The 22977-nt window shown below is 31.1% G+C and carries 19 protein-coding genes; 9 read left to right on the top strand and 10 right to left on the bottom strand.

Annotation, left to right across the window (positions count from 1 at the left end):
- The first annotated feature begins 24 nt into the window (after positions 1-24).
- The 6 genes from CW731_RS11660 to CW731_RS11635 all read left to right on the top strand — a co-directional run bounded on the left by CW731_RS11660 (position 25) and on the right by CW731_RS11635 (position 5263).
- The gene (locus CW731_RS11660; RefSeq protein WP_100946896.1) at positions 25-1284 is read left to right on the top strand and encodes a Y-family DNA polymerase; all 1260 of its coding nucleotides are present in this window, start codon (positions 25-27) and stop codon (positions 1282-1284) included.
- 41 nt (positions 1285-1325) lie between these two features.
- Positions 1326-1760, top strand: a complete 435-nt coding sequence (locus CW731_RS11655) for a LexA family transcriptional regulator (protein ID WP_100946895.1) — start codon at positions 1326-1328, stop codon at positions 1758-1760.
- 65 nt (positions 1761-1825) lie between these two features.
- Complete coding sequence (locus CW731_RS11650; RefSeq protein WP_100946894.1) at positions 1826-2527, top strand: Bax inhibitor-1 family protein; 702 nt, start codon at positions 1826-1828, stop codon at positions 2525-2527.
- 173 nt (positions 2528-2700) lie between these two features.
- A complete protein-coding gene (locus CW731_RS11645) occupies positions 2701-3204 on the top strand; it encodes a DUF2975 domain-containing protein (RefSeq protein WP_100946893.1) in 504 nt (167 codons plus the stop codon).
- A 2-nt stretch (positions 3205-3206) separates the two neighbouring features.
- Entirely contained in the window at positions 3207-3413 is a 207-nt protein-coding gene (locus tag CW731_RS11640; RefSeq protein WP_100946892.1) for a helix-turn-helix transcriptional regulator, read from the top strand.
- Positions 3414-3457: 44 nt separating this feature from the next.
- Positions 3458-5263, top strand: coding sequence for a M61 family metallopeptidase (locus tag CW731_RS11635; RefSeq protein ID WP_100946891.1), 1806 nt, complete (start codon positions 3458-3460; stop codon positions 5261-5263).
- A 114-nt stretch (positions 5264-5377) separates the two neighbouring features.
- Here the strand turns inward: CW731_RS11635 and CW731_RS11630 are convergent, their stop codons facing one another.
- The 3 genes from CW731_RS11630 to CW731_RS11620 form a co-directional block, all read right to left on the bottom strand.
- On the bottom strand, positions 5378-7891 hold the full coding sequence (locus tag CW731_RS11630) for a prolyl oligopeptidase family serine peptidase (RefSeq protein ID WP_100946890.1): 2514 nt from the start codon (positions 7889-7891) through the stop codon (positions 5378-5380).
- A 116-nt stretch (positions 7892-8007) separates the two neighbouring features.
- Positions 8008-9231, bottom strand: a complete 1224-nt coding sequence (locus CW731_RS11625) for an NAD(P)/FAD-dependent oxidoreductase (protein ID WP_100946889.1) — start codon at positions 9229-9231, stop codon at positions 8008-8010.
- 5 nt (positions 9232-9236) lie between these two features.
- The gene (locus tag CW731_RS11620) at positions 9237-9686 is read right to left on the bottom strand and encodes a nucleoside deaminase (protein ID WP_100946888.1); all 450 of its coding nucleotides are present in this window, start codon (positions 9684-9686) and stop codon (positions 9237-9239) included.
- Positions 9687-9795: 109 nt separating this feature from the next.
- On the opposite strand from CW731_RS11620, the gene dxs reads away from it, so the two are divergent.
- Positions 9796-11562 carry a 1-deoxy-D-xylulose-5-phosphate synthase gene (gene dxs, locus CW731_RS11615; protein ID WP_100946887.1) on the top strand — a complete coding sequence of 589 codons (1767 nt, stop codon included), beginning with the start codon at positions 9796-9798 and terminating at the stop codon, positions 11560-11562.
- Positions 11563-11637: 75 nt separating this feature from the next.
- Here dxs and CW731_RS11610 read toward each other — a convergent pair whose 3' ends face one another.
- From CW731_RS11610 to CW731_RS11590, 5 genes are all read right to left on the bottom strand, one after another.
- Positions 11638-14346, bottom strand: a complete 2709-nt coding sequence (locus CW731_RS11610) for a T9SS type A sorting domain-containing protein (protein ID WP_100946886.1) — start codon at positions 14344-14346, stop codon at positions 11638-11640.
- 50 nt (positions 14347-14396) lie between these two features.
- Positions 14397-15734 (bottom strand): deoxyguanosinetriphosphate triphosphohydrolase, encoded by a 1338-nt coding sequence (locus CW731_RS11605; RefSeq protein WP_100946885.1) that lies wholly within the window; start codon positions 15732-15734, stop codon positions 14397-14399.
- A 6-nt stretch (positions 15735-15740) separates the two neighbouring features.
- Positions 15741-17066, bottom strand: a complete 1326-nt coding sequence (locus CW731_RS11600) for an RNA-binding domain-containing protein (RefSeq protein WP_100947696.1) — start codon at positions 17064-17066, stop codon at positions 15741-15743.
- A gap of 81 nt (positions 17067-17147) precedes the next feature.
- Positions 17148-18926 carry a ribonucleoside-diphosphate reductase subunit alpha gene (locus tag CW731_RS11595; protein WP_100946884.1) on the bottom strand — a complete coding sequence of 593 codons (1779 nt, stop codon included), beginning with the start codon at positions 18924-18926 and terminating at the stop codon, positions 17148-17150.
- A gap of 4 nt (positions 18927-18930) precedes the next feature.
- The gene (locus CW731_RS11590; protein WP_100946883.1) at positions 18931-20205 is read right to left on the bottom strand and encodes a ribonucleotide-diphosphate reductase subunit beta; all 1275 of its coding nucleotides are present in this window, start codon (positions 20203-20205) and stop codon (positions 18931-18933) included.
- Positions 20206-20620: 415 nt separating this feature from the next.
- On the opposite strand from CW731_RS11590, the gene CW731_RS11585 reads away from it, so the two are divergent.
- The gene (locus CW731_RS11585) at positions 20621-21649 is read left to right on the top strand and encodes a heme A synthase (RefSeq protein WP_100946882.1); all 1029 of its coding nucleotides are present in this window, start codon (positions 20621-20623) and stop codon (positions 21647-21649) included.
- A gap of 63 nt (positions 21650-21712) precedes the next feature.
- Here CW731_RS11585 and CW731_RS11580 read toward each other — a convergent pair whose 3' ends face one another.
- Complete coding sequence (locus CW731_RS11580; protein ID WP_100946881.1) at positions 21713-22135, bottom strand: molybdenum cofactor biosynthesis protein MoaE; 423 nt, start codon at positions 22133-22135, stop codon at positions 21713-21715.
- 142 nt (positions 22136-22277) lie between these two features.
- Here CW731_RS11580 and CW731_RS11575 point away from each other — a divergent pair, with 142 nt between their 5' ends.
- On the top strand, positions 22278-22565 hold the full coding sequence (locus CW731_RS11575) for a DUF3817 domain-containing protein (RefSeq protein ID WP_100946880.1): 288 nt from the start codon (positions 22278-22280) through the stop codon (positions 22563-22565).
- A gap of 162 nt (positions 22566-22727) precedes the next feature.
- Here the strand turns inward: CW731_RS11575 and CW731_RS11570 are convergent, their stop codons facing one another.
- Positions 22728-22970 carry a MoaD/ThiS family protein gene (locus tag CW731_RS11570; protein WP_100946879.1) on the bottom strand — a complete coding sequence of 81 codons (243 nt, stop codon included), beginning with the start codon at positions 22968-22970 and terminating at the stop codon, positions 22728-22730.
- Between the last annotated feature and the right edge of the window lie 7 nt (positions 22971-22977).

Here is a 22977-nt window from a genome sequence, read left to right as displayed (position 1 = left end):
GCTATTTTTTGATACTTTTATAGCATGTTTGCACTCGTAGATTGTAATAATTTTTATGCTTCTTGTGAGCGGGTTTTCAACCCCAATTTACAAGGAAAACCAGTTGCTATTTTAAGCAATAATGATGGTTGTGTTATTTCTATGAGCGATGAAGCTAAGAAGTTACAACTGCCTTTTGGTGCGCCTATTTTTAAGTGGGATGCCTTTTGTAAAGCAAACAATATTACCGTTTTGTCTTCTAATTATCCTTTGTACGGAGATATGAGTGCTAGAGTGATGAATATTTTAGCAGATTTTTCACCAGACGTAGAAGTCTATTCTATTGATGAATCTTTTTTAGAATTGAAAGGTTTTGAAAATTATAATTTAGAGGAATATGCAACAAAAATTAGAAGTCGTATTTTAAAATGGACAGGCATACCTACCTGTGTAGGCGTTGCTCCAACCAAAGCACTAACTAAAGTTGCCAATAAAATTGCGCGTTCGAATATCAAACAGTCTAAAGGAATTTGTATTATAGATTCTGAAGAAAAAAGAATTAAGGCTTTAAAGTGGACAAAAATTGGCAACGTTTGGGGAATTGGAAGACAGTTAAAAAAGCGTTTGCAAGACAAAGGTTGTATTACTGCGTATGATTTCACACAACTTTCTAGTGATTGGGTTTTAAAAGAATTTTCTATTGTAGCATGGCGTTTGCAAAAAGATTTACAAGGCATTTCTAAAATACCTTTAGAAGAAGCTGTTTCTTCTAAAAAAATGATTGCAACTACTAGAAGTTTCGAATACACCTATTCTGATATCGATAATATAAAAGAACGAATTTCTACGTTTGCAACAAGTTGTGCAGAAAAATTACGGAATCAAGAATCGAGTTGTCACATGTTAATTGTGCAACTTTCTAGCGATCGGCATAAAAAAGAACTTCAACAACACAGAGAAAGTACCACTGTTGTTTTTTCTTCTCCAACAAATTCTACTTTAACCATTGCAAATGCCGCTGTAGCAGCTGTAAAATCTATTTTTAAACCGGGCGTTAAATACAAAAGAGCAGGTGTAATTGTTACAGGATTGGTGCCAAATGATAATTTTCAATTAAATTTATTTTCAAGCGAAAACCCGAAACATAAACCTTTAATGTTTGCAATTGATAAACTGAACAAAAAGTTTAAGGCAGACAAAATTAAGTTAGGAAACCAAGATTTACAGCGCACTTGGAAAATGCGTCAGGAGCGTTTATCTAATAAATTTACAACCAATATCAATGAAATTTTAATCGTGAAATAAAATACGAATAAGTTTAAAGAAAAGTTATAATTTGCGCACGAATGGAAACATCAAAAACACTTACTTTTTTTACTCCTAAAACTTCTACTGGCAATGGTGCTGTTTTAGTTGATGTTGGCATTTCTGCTGGGTTTCCTTCTCCTGCAGATGATTTTAGAGAAACTAGAATTTCTTTAGATGATGAACTAATTCAGAATAAAGACGCTACTTTTTTCGCAAAAGTAAAAGGTCAATCGATGATTGGTGCTGGTTTAGATGATAATGATTTGTTAGTAATCGACAGAAGTTTAGAACCTACAAACAATAAAATTGCTGTCTGTTTTTTAGACGGCGAATTTACCGTAAAACGTTTACGCGTAGAAAAAAATGAAGTTTGGTTACAACCAGAAAACCCTAATTACCCAATTATAAACATCACAGAAGAGAATGATTTTATGATTTGGGGAATTGTAACAAGTGTCATAAAAAAAGTATAATTTTTTACTTCACTTAGCCTTCTTTTCAACAAAATTAATATCTTTATTTATCAATTTAAAAAACTATGGAAAACACTTTTGGAAACAAAGTATTGTTAATCGAATCTACAAATGAGGTTCGTGTTGCATTTTATAAAAAAACATACGCACACGTTGCTGGTGGCGTGCTATTATTTGTACTTTTTGAATATTTACTATTACAAAGCGATACAATTGTAAATTTTATGATGTCTATGACACAAGGTTGGCGTTGGCTGGTAATGTTAGGTGGTTTTATGTTTGTTACTAGCTATGCAGAAAGTACTGTTTTAAAAACTGCCGATAAAAATATACAATACATGGCGTATGCTTTATACGTTTTTGCACAAGCAATTATTTTTGTACCGCTTTTATACATCGCAATTTATTATACTGAAAGTGCTGAATTAGTGCAGCAAGCAGCAATTGTTACTTTGGCTTTATTTGCAGGTATTTCTGCAGTAGTTTTTATAACCAAAAAAGATTTTTCTTTCTTAAAAGCAGGTTTAACAGTTGGTTTTTTTATAGCTATGGGTTTAATCGTTGCAGGCTCTTTATTTGGTTTCGATTTAGGTTTGTGGTTCTCTGTTGGAATGTGTGTTTTGGCTGCTGGCTCTATTTTGTATCAAACTTCTAACTTGGTAAATAAATACGGAACGGAAGATTATATTCCTGCTTCCTTAGGTTTATTCGCTTCTTTAATGTTACTTTTTTGGTATGTATTATCCATATTTATGTCTAGAGATTAAGACTTAATTTAAGAATATAAATTATTCTAGACCTCACAGATTTTAAAATCCTGTGAGGTCTTTTTATTTCAATTTATTTTTTCACTAAAATTAAATAATTATCATTTTAAAGTATTTTATTATTGTTTATCAATAATTATTATATATTTGTAGTGTTAAATTATATAATAAATATGCGAAAAATTACTATTTTAAAAGCAATTGTAGATTTACTTTGGATATTTTCGATGCCAATAATAGTATTAATCGTTGGCTTTTCATTTGCGGTTTTCTTTATTGATTTAACTGATTTTAATATAAAAATAAACGCTGCAATCATCAACCAAAATGATCTGCTGTCAAAAGTATTGTTTGTAATTTCTGCCTTAAATTATTTATTAATTATTGCCGCTTTATATTTCTTTAGAAAAATATTAAATCACTTTATAAGAGTGAAAATATTTGAAGCAACTGTTATAAAATCGTTTCAACAAACAGGAAATCTACTTATAATTTCTGGTTTCATTTCATTAACAATTTCAATAATAAGTAAAATTTATTTTGAACAAAAAATAACTTTAGAGTTTGGGTTGAATCAGCATTTAGTAATTATTTGTTTAGGCTTATTCTTCTTAATATTAAGTGAAGTATTCAAAATTGCAAAAAAGACAAAACGAGAAAACGACTTAACCATATAATTATGGCAATTATAGTAAACTTAGACATTATGCTTGCCAAAAGAAAAATGCGTAGCAAAGAGTTGGCAGAAATTATTGGTATCACTACCGCTAATTTATCCATCTTAAAATCGGGCAAAGCAAAAGCAGTTCGATTTTCTACTTTAGAAGCTATTTGTGAAGCGTTGGATTGCCAACCAGCAGATATTTTAGAATATGTAAAAGGTTAGCTCTTTTTTATGTAGCTTTGGGTGATTTCTAAAAACTCAACCTTATGAAAATTACCTTTTTAAAAACACTACTTCTTACGTTTTTTATCCTCTTTATTTCTTGTGATAAAAATGAAAGTGTTAAAGAAAAATCGACTACAAAATATCATATTTCTTTTGAAAACGCGCTCCATCATGAAGCTGAAGTAAGCGTTCTTTTTTCTGATATTTCTAATGGTAAATTTACCTTTAGAATGCCAAGATCTTCTCCTGGAAGATATGCAATTCATGAATTTGCTAAAAATGTATACAATGTAAAAGCTACAAATAGTAACGGGGAGGATTTAGAAATTACAAGACAAAATCCGTATGAATGGATTGTAGAAAAACATGACGGAACTGTAAATGTTTCTTATACTGTTTTTGCAAATCGTGGTGGAGGAACTTACGCCCAAGTAGACGAAACTCATGCGCATTTAAATATTCCTGCAACGTTTATGTTTGCAAAATCACATGCTGAAAATCCGATTGAAATTACTTTTAAGACAAGGAAAGATTTAAACTGGAAAATAGCAACGCAATTAAAAAAAGAATCAGAAAACACCTATTCTGCCCCAAATTTGCAGTATTTTATGGATTCTCCTACAGAAATTAGCAACCATCAAGTTCGTTCTTTTGAAGTTGATAATCAAAAAATAAACTTTGTATTACATCACAACGGAACAGAAACGGAGTTAGACGAATACTTTGAAAAAGTAAAAAAAGTAGTATTGCAACAAAAAGCTGTTTTTGGCGAATTGCCAAAATTCGATTTTAATGAATACACGTTTTTAGCTTGCTATATTCCAAATGCATCTGGTGATGGAATGGAACATCGAAATTCAACCATTTTAACAAACACAAAAAGTTTAGCTAATGGCGGTATGAAAGATAATATTGGAACCGTTTCTCACGAATTTTTTCACTGCTGGAATGTAGAGCGAATTCGCCCGAAGTCTTTAGAACCGTTTGATTATACCGCAGCAAATATGAGTGGTGAATTGTGGTTTGCAGAAGGTTTTACAAGTTATTACACCAATTTAATTTTATGTAGAGCAGAACTCATTACCAATGAAGAGTATATTAACGGATTAAACGGAACATTTAATTATGTATGGAATTCTCCTGCAAGACAAGTTTTTAACCCTATTGAAATGAGTTATCAAGCTCCGTTTGTAGATGCTGCAACTTCTGTAGACCCTGTAAATAGAGAAAACACGTTTATTTCTTATTATTCTTACGGAAGTGTTTTGGGTTTAGCATTGGATTTATCCTTAAGAAATGAAGGTAAAAATTTAGATGATTTTATGAAATCTGTTTGGGAAAAGCATGGAAAAGATGAAAAACCATACACGAATAAAAACCTTAATGATGCTTTAAATGAATTTGCTGGTGATGAATTCGGAAATCAGTTTTTTAATAATTATATCTACAAAAGTAACAGACCAGACTACGAAAAATTATTTGCTTCCGTTGGAGTTTCTATTGAACAAAAAGAAGTAAAAAGCGATTTCGAATCATTTTTAAACGGAACAAACATTAGTGGAAACCCAAAAAAGGGAAGCTCTCTTTACAAAGCTGGTCTAGACAAAGGTGATACCATTTTGTCTATAGATAAAATGAGTGTAGCTAATAAAGATGATGTTTCTTCTGCATTAAAAAACACAAAAATTGGTGATGAAATAGAAATTATTTTTAAGCATTATGGGGTTGAAAAAACAACCAAATTAACTCTTCAAAAAGACAACAAGTATTTAATCTCTGTAATCGAAAAAGAGAAATTATCTACGGAAGTCTTAAAAAACAGAACAGCTTGGTTAGCTGCTAAATAATTAATTTTCCTACAAGGTTTTTTTTGATTTTGTAGGAATTATTTTTAACATAAAAAAACCTGCAAAATTTTAAAAATCTTGCAGGTAAATAATAATTATATTGAAGTTGTTAACTTACTTATTCATCGGCTTATCCATATTCATATACAAAATATCTGCATCCATAGCTTCTTTTCCTAGCAAGTACTTACTAAAATGATCTGCTCTTAACCAGAAAGAGTACTCTGTCATGCTTCCAAAACCATGTCTTTGTCCTGGCATAATCATAAATTTAAAACGTTTATTTGCTTTAATTAATGCATTTGCCATTCTAATAGTTCCAGCAGGATTTACATTATTATCCATATCTCCATGAATCAACATTAAATGTCCTTTTAAGTTTTTTGCCAAAGATTGATTATCATCAATTTTATATTTATGAGAAATTTTTCCTTTCGCATCAATTTCTTCTTTAACTCCATGATGTGTTTCACTCCACCAAGAATTATACACATTATTATCATGATTTCCGGCAGATGAAACTGCTGCTTTAAAGAAATCTGGATAGACTAACATTGCTGCTGTAGACATAAAACCTCCACCAGAATGACCATAAATTCCTACTTTCTCAATATCTATAAATTCATGCTTGTTTGCCAATTGTTGTGCAACATATTTCTTATCTGCCAAACCATAGTCACGTAAATTTCCGTAACCATAATTATGATACCATTTAGAACGATCTGGATGCCCTCCTCTATTTCCTAAAGTAATAACCACAAAACCAACTTGCGCCATTCTATCTAACCTATCCATTCTGTAAGAAAAAGCTTTGTTTACAGCTTCTGTTTGCGGCCCAGGATACACGTATTCTAAAAGCGGATATACTTTTGTAGAATCTAGATCAAATGGTTTATACATTACGCCGTAAATATCTGTAATTCCATCATCTGCTTTCACTTTAAAAGGTTCTGGAAATTTATAACCAGAAGCCATTAATTGCGACAAATCTGCAGTTTCTAAATCCATTACTTTTCTCCCATTAACATTTCTTAATTCAGATTTTGGTACTGTATTTACTCTCGAATAATTACTTACAAAATACTCATTAGAATCTGTCATAGAAGAACTTGCTGTAAAATTTCCTGTATCTAAAGTACGCATTCCACTTCCGTTTAAATTGATTTTATGCGTATGTAAATAATAAGGATCTTGCGTTGTATCTACTCCATTTGCTGTAAAGTAAAGAGTTCTAGATTTCTCGTCTAAACCTGCAAAACCATCAACATGGTAACTACCTTCTGTAACCTGATTTTTTAAGTTTCCATCTGTATCATATAAATAGAAGTGTGCCCAACCATCTCTTTCTGCCCAGTGCAACATTTCTGTTTCATTGTTTAACAAAATTAACGGACGCGATTCTATATATGTATTAAAACGTTCTTCTATTAAGGTTTTATATTCACCTGTATTTAGGTCTGCAACATTAATATCATATTTTTTACGATCTCTAGAGATTACACTAAAATAAATTTTCCCTTTCTTAGAAAGTAATAAAGAAGGTTTAAAATCGTCATCTCTACTAGATTGTTTTCTAGATGCTCTAAAAACAGAAATACTTTGTTGTTTAATAGTATCTAAAGCTACTTTTACATGCGATTTTGTAGGAATATCAAAAATTAATAATTCAGATTTGTAATACTCTTGTTCACCTGGCATGTGATATTTATAGGTTTCTAAAGTTGGTCTTTTCTTACCTGTAGAATTAATTACCCATAAATCTTTAATATGTCTAGAATCAGACTTTTGAAAAACAAACTTTTTAGAATCGTGAGACCAAGTTCCCCAAACCCCTTTTCTTTTGTCTTTATTCTTCTCTTTGTCTACATTATCTTCTCTAGAACCACCACCATAACCGTAGTTTTCTTCACCATCTTTAGTCCATTGGTTTTCTACAACGGTACTATCTTTTTCATTTTTGATAAACTTTTTAAAGTTCATCTTATCCATCCAATATAAATTGTAATTCTTAGAATATAAAACGATAGAACTGTCTGGTGCAACATTTGCCCACTTCTTCCAATCTTCTTTTTCTTTCTTTTTAGTATCAATAATTGTTAAGCCATTTCCACCCAATCGGTATTCTAAATGGTAGACTTTTGGCTCCATTTTAGGCTTCTTATTTTTTTCCTTTTTTATTGAAGTAGAATCTTTCTCTATTTCTTCTTTTTCGTCGTCCTTTTTATCATCAATAACTGCAACTTCTTCTGTTGAGGTTACCCTAAAACGAATTGCATTTTCGGCTTCATTAAATTTAAAACTGAAACGCGGTAAATGTTTGGCATCATAAGGATCTTTGGTTATTTCTGTTAACCATTTTGCCATTTTAACATTGTCAAATAATAGTTTTTTAGATTTTTTATCTGCATCAACTATATAATAATTAGAACCTTCTGAGGTTTTGTAAGAATACCAGAAACGATTTCCTTTTTTTAACCAATGCGGACTCACACTTGTAGAGTGTACCATTTTCGCTAGGTTTTTCGGGGAAAACTTAGCAGCAGCTCTGTAATTTGGTTTAGGTGTTTTTTGTGCAGAAATTACTGAAACAGTAAATAAAAACACAAAAAGTAACGTAATTTTTTTCATTTGTAATGCTTGTTTTATTTGAATTAAAAGCTAAAGTTCTCCAAAACAATTTACCTCACAAATTTTTAAGATTTTTTTATTAAATATTTAACAATTCAAAAACAATAAACATTCTGTTAAAACTCCTCTTTTTTAAATTTATACTTTAACTTTAACCATAAAAAACTAAAAATCCTAAACACCATTTTATTGTATTTAAAATTAAACAGACTATCTACAAGAACGTCCATTGAAAAATTTTGTTGAAAGAAATCTACCCTATTTTCTATTTGCTCATCAGAGTATTTACTATACATTCTTTTAGAGGAAGCTTCACTTAATCTCCATTTTAATAGTTTTTTTTGTTTCCACTTCTTTTCATATTCTTTAAAATTTTCTTTGCCTGTTTTAAAATAGCTATCTATATAATCACTCGCTAAATCTGCACTTTGCATGGCATATCTAATTCCTTCTCCACCCCTTGGGTTTACTGCAGAAATAGCATCTCCAATAGCAATTACTCCGTTTTTATAATAGGTATCGTTTAATCCTTCACAATATCTTAATATGCCTCCATGCACATCAATCAACGTATACTCTTGTGGTTGAATATATTCTTTAATAATTTTTTCTGTTATCTTTTTAGTAGACTTATCTGTATTTTCTTGATTTTTAGACTTTAAATGAGTTCTACCAGAGCCTACTTTTAAAATTCTATTTTCCATAGGAAAAATCCAAGAATATCCTTTCAAAGTCCATTTATGACCTAAGAAAAAAACTAATCTTTCTTTGTATTTATCATAAGTTACTTGGTCTACTTCAATTAAGTATTCTGTACCACTACCTACATCCATTTTAGGTTGCTCTTCTTTAGAGTCGTACATAACCTTTCTTAAAGGCCCCGTTGCATCTATTACAAGCCTTGTTTTTATCGTTTTAATTACAGCTGTTTCTTGGTCTATAAGATCTACTTCTACTTCAGAGTTTTGTACTCTTTTTTGCACATATTTATGTCCCATTAATACTTCACCTCCACTAGAAACAGATTCATCTGCTAAAAACTGACGTAATTTACCAAAGTCTAAAACAACCCCTTTTGGCTTTTCCCCAAACCAATCATATCCTTTTTTTGTACATTGTATCGTAATGTCTTTCCAATAAGAACCAATAATGTTATCAGGTAAGTTAAATTCATCTAATGGCTCTAAAGTCATGCCTGCACTAGAAAAATTATTATCATTAAAGCTCTTATAACGCTCTACTAATAATGTTTTATATCCTTTTTGAGATAAGTTTCTAGCTGCTTGTCCTCCAGCAGGACCTCCGCCAATAATTACAACATCGTATTTTTCTTCTTGCATAAAATTTAATTTAAATTACGTTTTTCAACGAAAAAACGCTTTAAAAGTTGCGAACATTCATTTTCTAAAATCCCGCCAACTACTTTTGTTTTTGGGTGAAGTGTTGTTTTTAAATTGATAAAACCCCTTTCTGACTCTGTTGCTCCGTAAACAATTTTACCAATTTGTGTCCAATAACTTGCACCAGCACACATTTGGCAAGGTTCTAATGTTACATATAAGACACAATCTTTTAAATATTTTCCGCCTAAAAAATCTGCTGCAGAAGTAAATGCTTGCATTTCTGCATGCGCAGTTACATCATTTAATGTTTCTGTTAAATTGTGTGCTCTTGCTATTATCTGGTCTTTCAAAACAATAATTGCTCCGACAGGGATCTCGCCTTTATCAAATGCATTTTCTGCTTCCTGAAAGGCTTTTTTCATAAAATAAATATCGTCGAAAGGTTGAATCATGTGTGATTATTATGAATGACAAAACTAAGTAAAATATTTGCGATAGATCTGTATTTATTACCCATCTGTTTTATGAACACACAAACTTATATTGTATTTTTGTATTCGAATGAAGAACTTGTTAGACAACATATCAAATCCAAAAGATTTAAGAAAGTTAAGTGCTGCTCAATTACCGCAATTGGCAAAAGATTTACGCAAATTTATTATTGATATTGTTGCTACCAAAGAAGGGCATTTAGGTGCAAGTCTAGGTGTTGTAGAACTTACAATTGCAATTCATTATTTATTTGACACTCCTAACGATTTATTAGTTTGGGATGTTGGACACCAAGCATACGGACATAAGATTCTTACTGGAAGAAAAGATGTTTTTCACACCAATAGACAGTTTGGTGGCATTGCAGGATTTCCTTCAAGAAAAGAAAGTGAATTTGATACTTTTGGCGTTGGCCATTCTTCAACTTCTATTTCTGCTGCACTAGGAATGGCAATTGCATCTAACCTAAAAGGAGAAACAGAAAAACAACACATTGCCGTTATTGGAGATGCTTCTATTGCAAGCGGAATGGCTTTTGAAGCCTTGAACCATGCAGGCGTTTCTAACGCAAACTTGCTTATTATTTTAAATGACAATGCCATAGGAATAGATCTTTCTGTTGGTGCATTAAAAGAGTATTTAACGAAGGTTAAGACTAACAAAAGGTTAGCAATTCAAAATAACATTATAAAAGCTTTAAATTTCGATTATTCTGGTCCTATTGATGGACATGATTTACCGAAAGTACTATCTGAATTAGAAAGATTAAAAACGGTAAAAGGTCCTAAGTTTTTACATGTAATTACTACAAAAGGAAAAGGTTTACAACAGGCAGAAGAAGATCAGGTCACCTATCATGCTCCTGGTAAATTTGATAAAATTTCGGGAGAACGCATACCAAAAGCTGCAAGTTTATATACTAAATACCAAGATGTTTTTGGAAAAACAATTGTAGAATTAGCTTCACAAAACGATAAGATTGTGGGCATTACGCCTGCAATGTTAACAGGAAGTTCTCTAAAACTTATGCTCGAGAAGTTTCCGAAAAGAACTTTTGATGTTGGTATTGCAGAACAACATGCAGTAACTTTGGCAGCAGGTATGGCAACACAGGGTTTAATACCCTTTTGCAATATTTATTCTACATTTTTGCAACGCGCTTATGACCAGGTAATTCATGATGTTGCACTTCAAAATTTGCCAGTTATTTTTTGTTTAGATAGAGCTGGTTTAGTTGGTGAAGACGGAGCTACACATCACGGTGTTTTCGATTTGGCATATTTACGCTGTATTCCTAATTTAATTATTTTTGCACCAAGAAATGAAATTGAGTTGCGTAATATTTTATACACTGCTCAATTAGGATTAAAAAATCCGATTGCAATTCGATACCCAAGAGGAACAGGAACTATTATCGATTGGCAACAACCTTTTGAAAAGATTGAAATAGGAAAAGGAGTTCAATTAAAGCAAGGTAATAAAGTAGCAATTTTGTCTATTGGTACAATTTCTAAAAATGTTTCTGAAGCTATTGATCTATCAGAAAAAAGTGATAAAATTTCTCATTTTGATATGCGTTTTGTAAAACCTTTAGATGAGAAACTATTACATGCTATCTTTAAAAACCATACAACTATTTTCACAGTTGAAGATGGCACTATAAAAGGTGGTTTTGGCACTGCTATATTAGAATTTGCTTCAGAAAACGAATATCTACATAAAATAAAAACAATAGGTATTCCAGATAATTTTATAGAACATGGAAGTGTTTCTCAACTTCAAAACAAAATAGGTCTAGATGCTGAAAATTTAGCAAACCTATTTTCTAAAACATAAAAAGACACTAATTAAAGTGTCTTTTTTATTATAACGGATGAGTTCTTGACTGTGCTCGAACTAACGTTTTGTAATTTACTCTATCATAATCTTTTTAGAAGATTTCTTATTGCTTTCATCAACTAAATTCACAATATAAATTCCTGAACTTACATTTATTGAAATCGTTTGTTTTTCATTAGAGTTAAAATCTAGTTTAGCTGCGTAAACTTGTCTTCCAGAAATATCAAAAACACTCACTTTCGCTTTCCCTAAAGAACTTTTAGCGAAAACAGTAAAGTTTCCTTTAGAAATTGTTGGATATACTGTAAATGTTTTATTATCTGTTAAAACATCGTCTACTGAAGCTGTACCATCTGTAAAATTACTTGTAAACAGACCTCTACCATGAGTTGCTGCTAAGACTAAATTATCTGAAGCTCTGTGTTGTAGCATATCTACTCTAACATTTCCCATTCCAGAGTTTGCAGGTTCCCAAATAACAGTTGCTGCTGTAACATTACTTGTTTTCCAAATACCAGCCTCAGTTGCTAAAATTACTTCTTTTCTATTTAAAGGATTAAACAAAGACCATCTAACAGGAATATCTGGTAAATTTCCCTCTACATCTGTCCAAGTTGTTCCAGCATCTGTAGAATACCAAACACTTTTTACACCATAATTAGAATAAGTTATTAATAGTTCATTATCTGATGCACCAATCTCTACGCAAGAAATACTACCAAACACTCCTGAAGGCTGATTTAATATCGTAAAAACATCATCATTTGCATCCATTCTTAAAACCCTACCTGTACTTGTACCAAAAAACACTTGCCTTTTACCTTTATTATAAGGAGAGACTCTAATATGAGTTACTTCTGCACTAAAAAATTTAAAATCGTTTATTACATCTTTTTCTCCTAGAAAATTACTTCTATTTCCTTGATCCTGATAATCTGGCTTTAATTTTGCTCTTGTTATTTCATTTGGTCCATCATAAGAATAAAAAACATTGTTCTCATCATCATAATCTGACGCATTTATAAAACTTCCTTTTTTACCATTATCTATTAAAGTAATATAATCTACCTCTGGTTTAGAGTAATCATATAAATACGAAACATTATTCTGAGTAGATGCAATATAATAAATACCATCTACACCATCGTTTGCCGTTTGATCTATAAAACTAAAACCACCATCTCCTCCTAATATTTCAAAAGAATTACTTATTCCTGATTCATATATATAATTGGTACCATTATCTTGCGCACCGCCTATAAAACCATTTACATTTATAGGGTCTATTGCTGCAGAATAAAATTGCGTGATGTTAAAGTTTAAGTTTCTAGGAACAATAGATCCTTCTAAATGAATAATGGAATTATTTGGTGAATAAAAGATACCTCCATCAGTTGCTATAAGTAATTCATTATGGTTTGGTCTAAATATTATATTATGTATATCTGCGTGAACATAACTTGCCGAATCGTCAATAGAAAGTTCCCAACTAGATGTCTTAACCCATGAACTTCCTCCATTAGAACTTTTAAAAGTATTTATACCTCCTACATAAACTTCGTTTTCATTTGTAGGGTTTATATTTATAATTAAGTCATACCAAGCTTGCCCACGAGTAAAATCATGATTTGGTATTGTATAATCCCAAGAGTCAGAAGGTTTTTCTACACTAGTCCATGTTACTCCATCATCATTTGTTTTAACAACTTCTCCCAAACCAGGAACAGTTCCAGTATTATTTCCATTTGAAACGCGTGAAACGATTAACGCATACACAACACTAGAATTAGATTGAGCTGTAGCTAATTCAACTCTACCAGGAGAGTTCAAGGATCCTGCTGTATATTTAGAGGTAAAGGTTGTACCATTTGAAGAAGAAAATATAGAGCCTCTTGAATCTCCTGCCCATATTTTATTATCTGCTCCTAATTCTAAATCTCTAATTGCTTCTGTAGATGCTACCATCCAAGTTGTACCACCATCTACAGATCTAAATAAATCTGTACCGTCTGACAGGGCATTTTCAACATCTCGCATTGCAGCGTATATTACTCCTATCACTCCACCTTCATCTCTAACGACAAGATCATACACATATTCAAAATTAGTTGTAGAAGCAAGATTGTTCCAGGTGACACCACCATCCATAGTTTTCCAAATTCCTGCACCATTTACTGCATCTACATTTCCCCAGCCTTCACCAGTACCCACATAAAACGTATTATTTTGCACAGGATCATAATCCATTGCAGAAATTGCAAAGTTTAACATATCTGGACTTACCATACTCCAAGCAGAATTTTCATTTGTAATATCTTCATTTTTCCAAATACCTCCACTTACTCCTCCAGCAAAAACTCTTTTATTAGTTGCATCATTTGGGTCGAACATTAAAGCTCTAACTCTACCCGCTACTTTTTTTGGCCCTCTAGACTCCCAACTAAAATTAGTTCCTGCTTTCTTACTTAAAGCAACTTCACTCTTTACCTTTTTTCCATATTTTAAAGCTTTTACTAATCGATCTTGATGTAATTTTTTGGTACTAGGATCCATTGTTCTTAAAAAATCTTGCTCAAATGCTAAATCTGGGCGGTCTTTTTTAGGTGTTGCCTTTAACTCTTTTCTACTTAAAAATGCTCTATTTGCATATGGATGATTTGCTAAATACTCAGCATATTCTTTTTGTTTTTTTTCAAAATCAGTTTCTTTATTATTATTTATCAAAACAACTGCAAATATGGCAACTACAGCCAAAATAGAAAGAGATAGTTTTTTACTCATATTTTATATTTTCTTTAAAAAGTGACTGAATTTGATAAATATTAATAATTTTACCTGATATTTCCTGTTAATTTTTTATGCATTCGTATTGCATAACTATCTGAAATTCTAGAGACATAACTACAAACCTGCATAATTCTATCATACAAATTAACCGATTCCGTTTTGTATTCTTCAGGTAATAAATTTAGTACTAAGCTATCAAAATTAGACGGATTGCCATCGAACTTATTATTAAGCGCAGTAACAAATACATCTAACAAGTCTGCAATAATTCTATAACCTGCCACCTCTTTCTCTACAACTTCTGTGCTTTTGTATATTTTATCAATACTAATCTTTATTATGTCGTTAATTTGTGCCTCATATTTACACTTGTTTAATAACGATTTTTCGAAAGTTCCGTTTAAAATGGCTTCTTCATTTGCTAAAAAGATATCGACAGCCTCATTTATTAAAACTCCAATTGCCAAAGCTCTTAAATAACTTACTCTGTCTGTGGTGTGTTTTAGTGAATGGTATTTTTTACTATCAATGGTATTTTTTACTAACTTAATCATGTATTCTAAAGCGAATTCTTCATCAATTAAACCTAAATTAATTCCGTCTTCAAAATCGATAATTGTGTAACAAATATCATCCGCAGCTTCTACCAAATAAGCTAAAGGATGTCTGTAATAAGAAATAGCTTCTGTAGATTTTTGCAACATTCCTAAATCTTCTACAACCTCTAAAAACGCTTGTTTTTCTGATTGAAAAAAGCCGTATTTTTTATCTACAACATGGTTTGTTGGTTTCTTCGGAAGACTCTCTTTTGGATATTTTAAAAAAGCTCCTAAGGTTGCATAAGATAATCTTAAACCGCCAGAAATACCGGCTCTAGATTCGGTTAAAATCTTGAATCCGTTTGCATTTCCTTCAAAATCTACTAGATCTTGATATTCTTTTATAGTAAGTTGTTCTTTGTATTTTGCGCCATTTCCTGTTTTAAAATACTCGCCAATTGCTTTTTCACCAGAATGCCCAAAAGGCGGATTCCCAATATCGTGCATTAAAGAAGCAGTACCTACAATGGCACCAAAATCGTTAAAAGTATATCCTAATTCTTGTAAGTTTGGATGACGTTCTAGCAATACTTTACCAACTCTTCTACCCAAAGTTCTACCCACTACAGAAACCTCTAAGCTGTGCGTTAAACGCGTGTGTACAAAATCGGTTTCAGATAACGGAATTACTTGTGTTTTGTCTTGTAAGCTTCTAAATGCAGAAGAAAATATAATTCTATCGAAATCTACATCGAAACCCAAACGAGTTTCGTCTTGTGCTATTCTTTCGCGTTTTTGTGTGTCGCCAAAGCGTTTTAAAGAAAGGAGTTGTTCCCAGTTCATTACTTATTATTCTTTTAATTTTAATTTTAATTTCCAATAACCTCTACTTCCATCAATTCTAATAATATAACCTTCTTTTTTTAAAAAGGTTAAGTGCTTTTGAATTGCAGATTCATTAATATTTAACTTTTTAGAAATCTTTAATCTGCTTATTTTATTGTCATTTTTTATAAGGTTTAAAATTTCTTTTTGTCTATCCGTTATTTTTTTTATTTCTTCACCTATCTGACCACCTATCTGACCACCTATCTGACCACCTAAATTTTTACTGTAAGAAAATGTCATTCTAAGAAAATTATCAGAAAAAATAAAACATTTTTTACTGTAATAATCAAGAATTCTTGGAATCCCAGAACCTAATTGTTCAACTAATTTTAAATCTTTATAAACTCTAATTAATTGTTTATTTCTTGGTACAGAAAATCCTTCAAAAAACTCTATTTCATTTAATCCTTCGGGTAAACCACCTGCAGATGTTATCTCGAGTCTGTCTGAAAATAATTCAAATTTTGGCGATACTTCTTTGCTGTAATCATTGTGCACAAAAGCATTAATAACTGCTTCTCGAATTGCTATTGAGTTCCAAAGCTGGTGTTGCTCTCTTTCTTTTGCTGTTATTTTAGTAAATGTTGAATTTTCTAACGCTAATTTATCTAAAACCTGTTTTGTTGCTTTTATTAAAGATTCATAACCGTATTCATTACTTTCTATAAGATTTGTACGGTCTTTTGTTAAGTATTTAGCAACCTTAAAAGATAAATTATTTTTATCTGAAAGTAAATACGCTACGTAATTGTATTTTTTATCTTCTGTTAAAAGTTCTAAATTTTGTGCAAATTGCTTTGGAAGGTTTACATCTATTTCTTCGTAATATATTTTTAACTGACTAAAAGATAATTCTTGAATATTAGATTTTATATTACTGATAGAGTTTCTTGTTCTTCTAAAAAATAAATTATCAATATTTACCTGTGATAATTGTTCTGCTGAGGTTCCTATTCTAATAAAACTTCCTTTTGGAGTCATTCCATATTTCCTAAAATAATAAGGTTTTTCTGAACCACTTGCTAAAATAATTTTTATAATAGATTTGCCCTCTTTTTCTTCAACAATGATGTCAAATAGCCCCATTACAGAAGGACTTATATTATTTTTTATTTTATCTTTTAATATTAAAGCATCTTTATCTGCATTTTGCAAACCAATGGTATTTCCTTCATCATCAATACCTACATAAATAATTCCGCCTTCTTTATAGTTAAGAAATGCAATAATTTCTTTTTCTATAAAGTGGGTCAACTCCTTTTTATACTCTATTCTGTTGGTTTCCATTGAAGTTCCAAAATACAAAAAAAAAGAGAAGCCTTTCAACTTCTCTTTTTATTAACTTTTAATAAAAAATAATCGAAACGATTATCCTTCACAATTTAAACAGTCTTTCTTTTGTTTAAATTTCTGAGCAGCATTCATACTGTGTTGGTAATACATCGATTTTACACCTAATTTCCATGCCGTAATATATACATCGTTTACTTCTTTAATTGGCATATCTGGGTGCACCATTATATTTATAGATTGTCCTTGATCTATATGGTTTTGTCTATTTGCCGCTTGATAAACAATTACTTTTTGATCTATTTCTGAATAGGTTTTAAATACATCTTTCTCTGCTTCTGTTAAAATATCTAAATGTTGTACAGAACCATCATTGTCTCTAATGCTTTTCCAAACATCTAATGTATTATGCCCTTTTTCTTCTAAAAGCTTTTCTAAAATAGGATTCTTAATTGTCGTTTTTATCTTCGCAATATCTTTTACATAAATGTTAGACCAAATTGGCTCGATACCTTGTGATACTTGTCCTAAAATAAATGCAGATGATGTTGTTGGTGCAATTGCGTTTAACGTTGTATTACGTCTTCCGTATCCTTTTAAAACTGCTGGTTCACCATACATTTTAGCCATTTCTTCAGATGCTTTGTAAGATCTTTCTTTAATTACTTTAAAGATTTCACTATTTAAATCATACGCTTCTGGACTATCAAATGCCAACATTTTAGATTGTAATAAAGAATGCCATCCTAAAGCACCTAAACCTAAAGCTCTGTTATCTTTTGCAAAATTATATGCTTTTTCCATAAAACGGAATGTAAACTGATCATCTCTATCTGGAGAATCTCTGTACACTTCCAATTTATTGATAAATTCTTGCATTACTGCATCTAAAAAGTACGTCAATGTTTCTACTGCATCTGTATCTTTCCATTTGTCGTAATGCACCAAGTTAATTGATGATAAACAACAAACAAAAGACCAGTCTTCATTAGACGGTAACATAATTTCTGTACACAAGTTACTTGCATAAATTTCGTGGTTTTTGTCTTTGTAAACATCTACCGTTCCGTTGTTTGCATTGTCTCTAAAAAGAATATAAGGATATCCTATCTCTCCTCTTCTTTGTAATATTTTTGCCCAAATACCTCTTTTTTCTACATCACCATCAATCATGGCTTGCATCCACTCATCACTTACAGTAACACCATGCGTTAGTTCTTGTATTGGGTTTCCTTCTGTTCCTATTTCTAAAAACTCTTTAATATCTTCATGATCTACTGGTAAGTATGGCGAGAATCTTCCACGTCTTACCGAACCTTGACTTACAACATCAACCATTTTTTCAAACAACTGCATAATGTGAACAGAACCAGACGAAGAACCATTATTTTTAACATCTGCCCCTCTTTGGCGTAATTTACCGAAATAACCAGACGTTCCTCCACCTAACTTAGACATCATACCAACTTCCGATTGTGAGAATAAAATATCTCCCATATCATCTGCCACGTGCGAACCAAAACAACTAATAGGCAAACCTCTTTTCTTTCCGAAATTAGACCAAACTGGTGATGACAAAGAGAAATAACCCGCTGCCATATATTTATAAAATTTATCAGAAAAACCATCCATTTTTAAAATACGTTCTGCATTGTCTGCAATTTCACGTATTCTTTCTTCTGGTGTTGTATCTCCTGTTAAATACCCAGATTCTAAAAATTTACGACTATTGTCTGTTAGCCATTCAATTTCTGGTTCATTTTTATCTTTAAGCATTTTCTCTCTAGAAATATTTCTTGCTTGAATTAATTTTTCGTGTTCGGTAAGTTCGGTGGTCTTAAGGTCGTTTAGGTTCATATATTTAAAATAAGTCGTCGCTGGTTATACTTTTAGTTCTTTTACTATAATTAATAGATCTTTTCACAAAGAAATCGCCATGTTTGGTTCCAATAATTTCATCATCAAACCAATCTGTTTGAGACAATAAAGCCTCATCAACATCAAATATTTTTGTAACACCAATACTTGTTAACGAATTGTTAAATCTATTTTTTATAAATTCTTTAATTACTTCTTTAGGTAAGAAATCTAATTCTCCTTCTTCGAAAATCCAATCGATTAGTTTGCTTTCAGAAAGAAATGCTTCTTTACACGTTTCTTGCACTAATAAACTATGCTCTTCATCGAACCATTCTGGGTTTTCTTCTTTTATAATTTTGATAAGATCGATACCGAAATCTCCATGAATTTGTTCTTCTTTAGAAGTTGCCTCTACTACATTAGAAATTCCTTTTAATACATTCTTATGCTTATTAAAAGCCATAATAATAAGAAACTGAGAAAATAAAGATACATGCTCTATAAATAAAGAAAATAAAATAATAGACTCTGAAAAATCTTTATTGTTTTCGCTGTTTACGTTTTTTAAGGCTAATTCTAAGTAATTAACACGTTTCATAATTACAGGGTTTTTTCTTAAGTTTTTAAACTCATTATTTAACCCTAAAATTTCTAATAAATGCGAATACGCATCATGATGGCGCACTTCACTTTCTGCAAACGTAGCACCAACCGAACCAATTTCTGGCTTTGGCATCTTCTTATAAATATCTCCCCAAAAAGTTTTTACTGCAACCTCAATTTGAGAAATAGCCAACATCGTATTCTTTATGGCATTTTTTTCGACAGGTGTAAGAGACGTCTTAAAATCTTGTATATCGCTTGTATAATTAAATTCTGTATGAATCCAATAAGAGTGTCTAATAGCATCTACATATTCACCCAAAGCAGGATAATCGTATGGCTTTAGATTTAATCTCTTTTCAAAAATATTGCTTTTTCTACTTCTAGTTTGTTCATCTCTATATAAAATGTAAGCCTTCGCAACATCATGAAAAGGACTGTCCATTAATTTATATTCTACAATATCTTGAACCTGTTCTACTGTGGGCGTATAATCTGGCTCATTTAATTTTCTCTCTAATAAAGTACCATTTACAATGTTTGAAATTGCAATAGCATCTTGTCTAGTACCATGACTTACAGTAATCATTGCTTTTTCGATAGCGTTGGTAATTTTCTCTAGCTCGAAAAGGGTAGTTTCAGAGTCTCTTTTAATTATTTGCGTAATTTCCACAGTAAGTTGGTGTTATTTTGAATGTTAATTAATCGTTAAGAACGACTTCTACAAAGATTGGCTTTTTTGTTCCAAAATGAAAGTCATAGTTATTCACAAATCCCTTGAAGTTTTTAACAATAGCACTAATTTTTCCAATATTCCAAAAAATGAACGATTTTTCAAATAAATGATAATCAATATTTTAAAACCCTAAAAACACCTAAGTTACTGCTACTGTTGACATTCTTAAAACCTTGTTTTTATAAAAATTTCTATCAAAAAAAATAAAAATTAGGTTATGAAGTAAACTTGAAAAACAATTTTTATTTACACAAAAACTTGCTTTATTTAGAATTTTTACAGATAAGAGAAGACTGCTTAAAAACTTTTAGACGGTTTATTTTTGAAGTATCTTTACAAAAAGTTTTTTCTGATGAAAAATAGGTTTCCACAAATAGTACAAATAGCTATTATTTCTGTTTATTTAATATTTTTAGCAGGTTCTGTTGTTAGAATGACAGGTTCTGGAATGGGTTGTCCAGATTGGCCAAAATGTTTTGGCTATTACATTCCACCAACTTCTGAAGAACAAATTACATGGAAACCAAACACTATATATAAGGAAGGTTTTATTATTATTAAAGATGAAGTTTTGTTTGTTGCTGAACACGATTTAAAAACGGAAGCAAACTTCAACGCTAAAAACTGGGCAAACTACACAAAGCACGATTACAATAAATTTAACAAGTATCATACTTGGACGGAATACATCAATAGATTAGCCTCTGTTTTAGCTGGTTTTGTCTTTCTATTCCTAATTTATGGTGCTTTTAAGCTCAGAAAAACTGATAAGAGAATTCCAATTTTGGCTTATACTGCCTTCTTTTTAATGCTTTTCGAAGCCTGGTTAGGCAAAACCGTAGTAGACTCTAATTTAACACCTGCAATTATTACCATTCACATGGTGGTTGGCCTTATAATTATTGCACTTTTATTATGGTTGAAGTTTATTGTTTCTGATAAAAAGCCAACGTTTAAATACAATGCCGTTTTTAATAAATTATTGATTATTTCTGTCCTTTTTTCATTGATACAAATTGCATTAGGAACGCAAGTAAGACAATTTATAGACGAGCAAGTAAAACTATTTGGCTTCGAAAACAAAGATTACAGCTTAATGAATCCTAGTTTTAAATTCTATTTTCATAGATCTTTTACCATTGCAATTGTCTTGGTAAACTTAGGAATGTTCTACATCAATCAAATTAAAAATTTAGGCTACAATTTAGTAAACTGGATTCTCTTTTTAATCTTCCTAGAAACTATTACGGGTATGTTAATGTATTATGCAGAATTTCCTTTAGGTACACAAGCCACGCATTTATTAGCTGGCGCAGTATTATTTGGAGTACAATTTTACTTGTGGCTACAGAGCAGAAAAGTAGTTAGCAGTTTAGAGTAACCGTTTTCAGTTTTTTTTGCGGTTATGCATATTCAACCGTCAACTGAAAACAACCAACTAAACCTACGGATGTGCGTTTACCCAAACCTCACCATCAGAAAAATGTTCTTTTTTCCAGATAGGTACAGTTTCTTTTAACATATCTATGGCAAATTCACATGCTTCAAAAGCTGCTTTTCTGTGTTTAGAAGAAACGGTAATTATTACAGGAATTTCGCCAATTTGCAACATTCCTTCTGCATGATGAACGGCTATTTTTTTAATATCAAATTTCACCAAAGCCAAATCTGCAATTTTTTGCATTTCTTTAATTGCCATTGGTTTGTAAGTCGAAAAATCTAATTGTGTTACCTCTTTACCTTGTGTATTGTTTCTAACAGTTCCTACAAATGCAGTAATTCCGCCACAAGCATCATCCTCTACAAAACTGTAGCACTCATTTAAATCTAATTTTTCTGAAGTAATTTTTATGGAAGTTCTCTGCATTGTTCAACAAAAATAGGGAAACAATTTTGTATTTTTGTAATTATAAAATGAAACGTCATTACGAGGAAGTTCTAACCAAGGAACCACTCCTTCAATCAGCAGATTGCTTCGTAAATTCGCAATGACTAATTAGATAAAAAAAATGAAAAATATCTTTAGAATTATCAGCCTTTTAGAAGGAACCTCTTACTTATTGTTACTTTTTATAGCTACACCAATTAAATATTTTCAGGGAGATGCTTCTTATGTAAAGATGCTAGGAATGCCACACGGAATTTTATTTATGCTATATGTTGTTTTGGCAATTCTTATCAAAAAAGAAATGAATTGGAACAATAAAACCTTAGCAGTTGTTTTAGTTGCTTCTATAATTCCTTTTGGTACTTTTTATGTTGATAAAAAATATTTTAGTAAAAAGGCAACTGCTTAAAAACTATCAACACGCAACATTTTACAGATAAAAATACTAATAAATTATTATTTTTTAAGAATTTTCGAGTCTATTGTTCTTAAAAAACTAAACACATTGGCACGCAGAAAATAAAGAAACACGTTCTATAAAACGTGTTTTTTTTTGTATCAATTAAAAAAATTACCCACCACTAACTGGCGGAATTATAGCCACCACATCATCTTCTTTTAAAAACAATTGATCTTCGGCATAAGCTTCATTTACTGCAATTGCATACGAATTGATATTTTTCAACTGCGGATATTTTTCTTTTAAAACCGATTTAAAATCAGCTACAGAAATTAAGTTTTCTAACTCAACATTTAGCTGCGTTTCACCAATTAAATCTGAAGTAATACCAAAAAGAAGGACTTCTATTTTCATCTATCAA

The sequence above is a fragment of the Polaribacter sp. ALD11 genome (assembly GCF_002831685.1).
Taxonomy (GTDB): Bacteria; Bacteroidota; Bacteroidia; order Flavobacteriales; family Flavobacteriaceae; genus Polaribacter.
Note: the sequence above shows the minus strand (reverse complement) of the source record. Positions and strands in the feature narration are given on the sequence as shown.

Coding starts and splice junctions, on each gene's coding strand:
- dxs (WP_100946887.1), top strand. CDS start 9,796: ATGAAGAACTTGTTAGACAACATATCAAATCCAAAAGATTTAAGAAAG.
- CW731_RS11570 (WP_100946879.1), bottom strand. CDS start 22,970: ATGAAAATAGAAGTCCTTCTTTTTGGTATTACTTCAGATTTAATTGGT.
- CW731_RS11635 (WP_100946891.1), top strand. CDS start 3,458: ATGAAAATTACCTTTTTAAAAACACTACTTCTTACGTTTTTTATCCTC.
- CW731_RS11580 (WP_100946881.1), bottom strand. CDS start 22,135: ATGCAGAGAACTTCCATAAAAATTACTTCAGAAAAATTAGATTTAAAT.
- CW731_RS11595 (WP_100946884.1), bottom strand. CDS start 18,926: ATGAACCTAAACGACCTTAAGACCACCGAACTTACCGAACACGAAAAA.
- CW731_RS11600 (WP_100947696.1), bottom strand. CDS start 17,066: ATGGAAACCAACAGAATAGAGTATAAAAAGGAGTTGACCCACTTTATA.
- CW731_RS11645 (WP_100946893.1), top strand. CDS start 2,701: ATGCGAAAAATTACTATTTTAAAAGCAATTGTAGATTTACTTTGGATA.
- CW731_RS11640 (WP_100946892.1), top strand. CDS start 3,207: ATGGCAATTATAGTAAACTTAGACATTATGCTTGCCAAAAGAAAAATG.
- CW731_RS11610 (WP_100946886.1), bottom strand. CDS start 14,346: ATGAGTAAAAAACTATCTCTTTCTATTTTGGCTGTAGTTGCCATATTT.
- CW731_RS11630 (WP_100946890.1), bottom strand. CDS start 7,891: ATGAAAAAAATTACGTTACTTTTTGTGTTTTTATTTACTGTTTCAGTA.
- CW731_RS11605 (WP_100946885.1), bottom strand. CDS start 15,734: ATGAACTGGGAACAACTCCTTTCTTTAAAACGCTTTGGCGACACACAA.
- CW731_RS11625 (WP_100946889.1), bottom strand. CDS start 9,231: ATGCAAGAAGAAAAATACGATGTTGTAATTATTGGCGGAGGTCCTGCT.
- CW731_RS11650 (WP_100946894.1), top strand. CDS start 1,826: ATGGAAAACACTTTTGGAAACAAAGTATTGTTAATCGAATCTACAAAT.
- CW731_RS11620 (WP_100946888.1), bottom strand. CDS start 9,686: ATGATTCAACCTTTCGACGATATTTATTTTATGAAAAAAGCCTTTCAG.
- CW731_RS11655 (WP_100946895.1), top strand. CDS start 1,326: ATGGAAACATCAAAAACACTTACTTTTTTTACTCCTAAAACTTCTACT.
- CW731_RS11575 (WP_100946880.1), top strand. CDS start 22,278: ATGAAAAATATCTTTAGAATTATCAGCCTTTTAGAAGGAACCTCTTAC.
- CW731_RS11660 (WP_100946896.1), top strand. CDS start 25: ATGTTTGCACTCGTAGATTGTAATAATTTTTATGCTTCTTGTGAGCGG.
- CW731_RS11585 (WP_100946882.1), top strand. CDS start 20,621: ATGAAAAATAGGTTTCCACAAATAGTACAAATAGCTATTATTTCTGTT.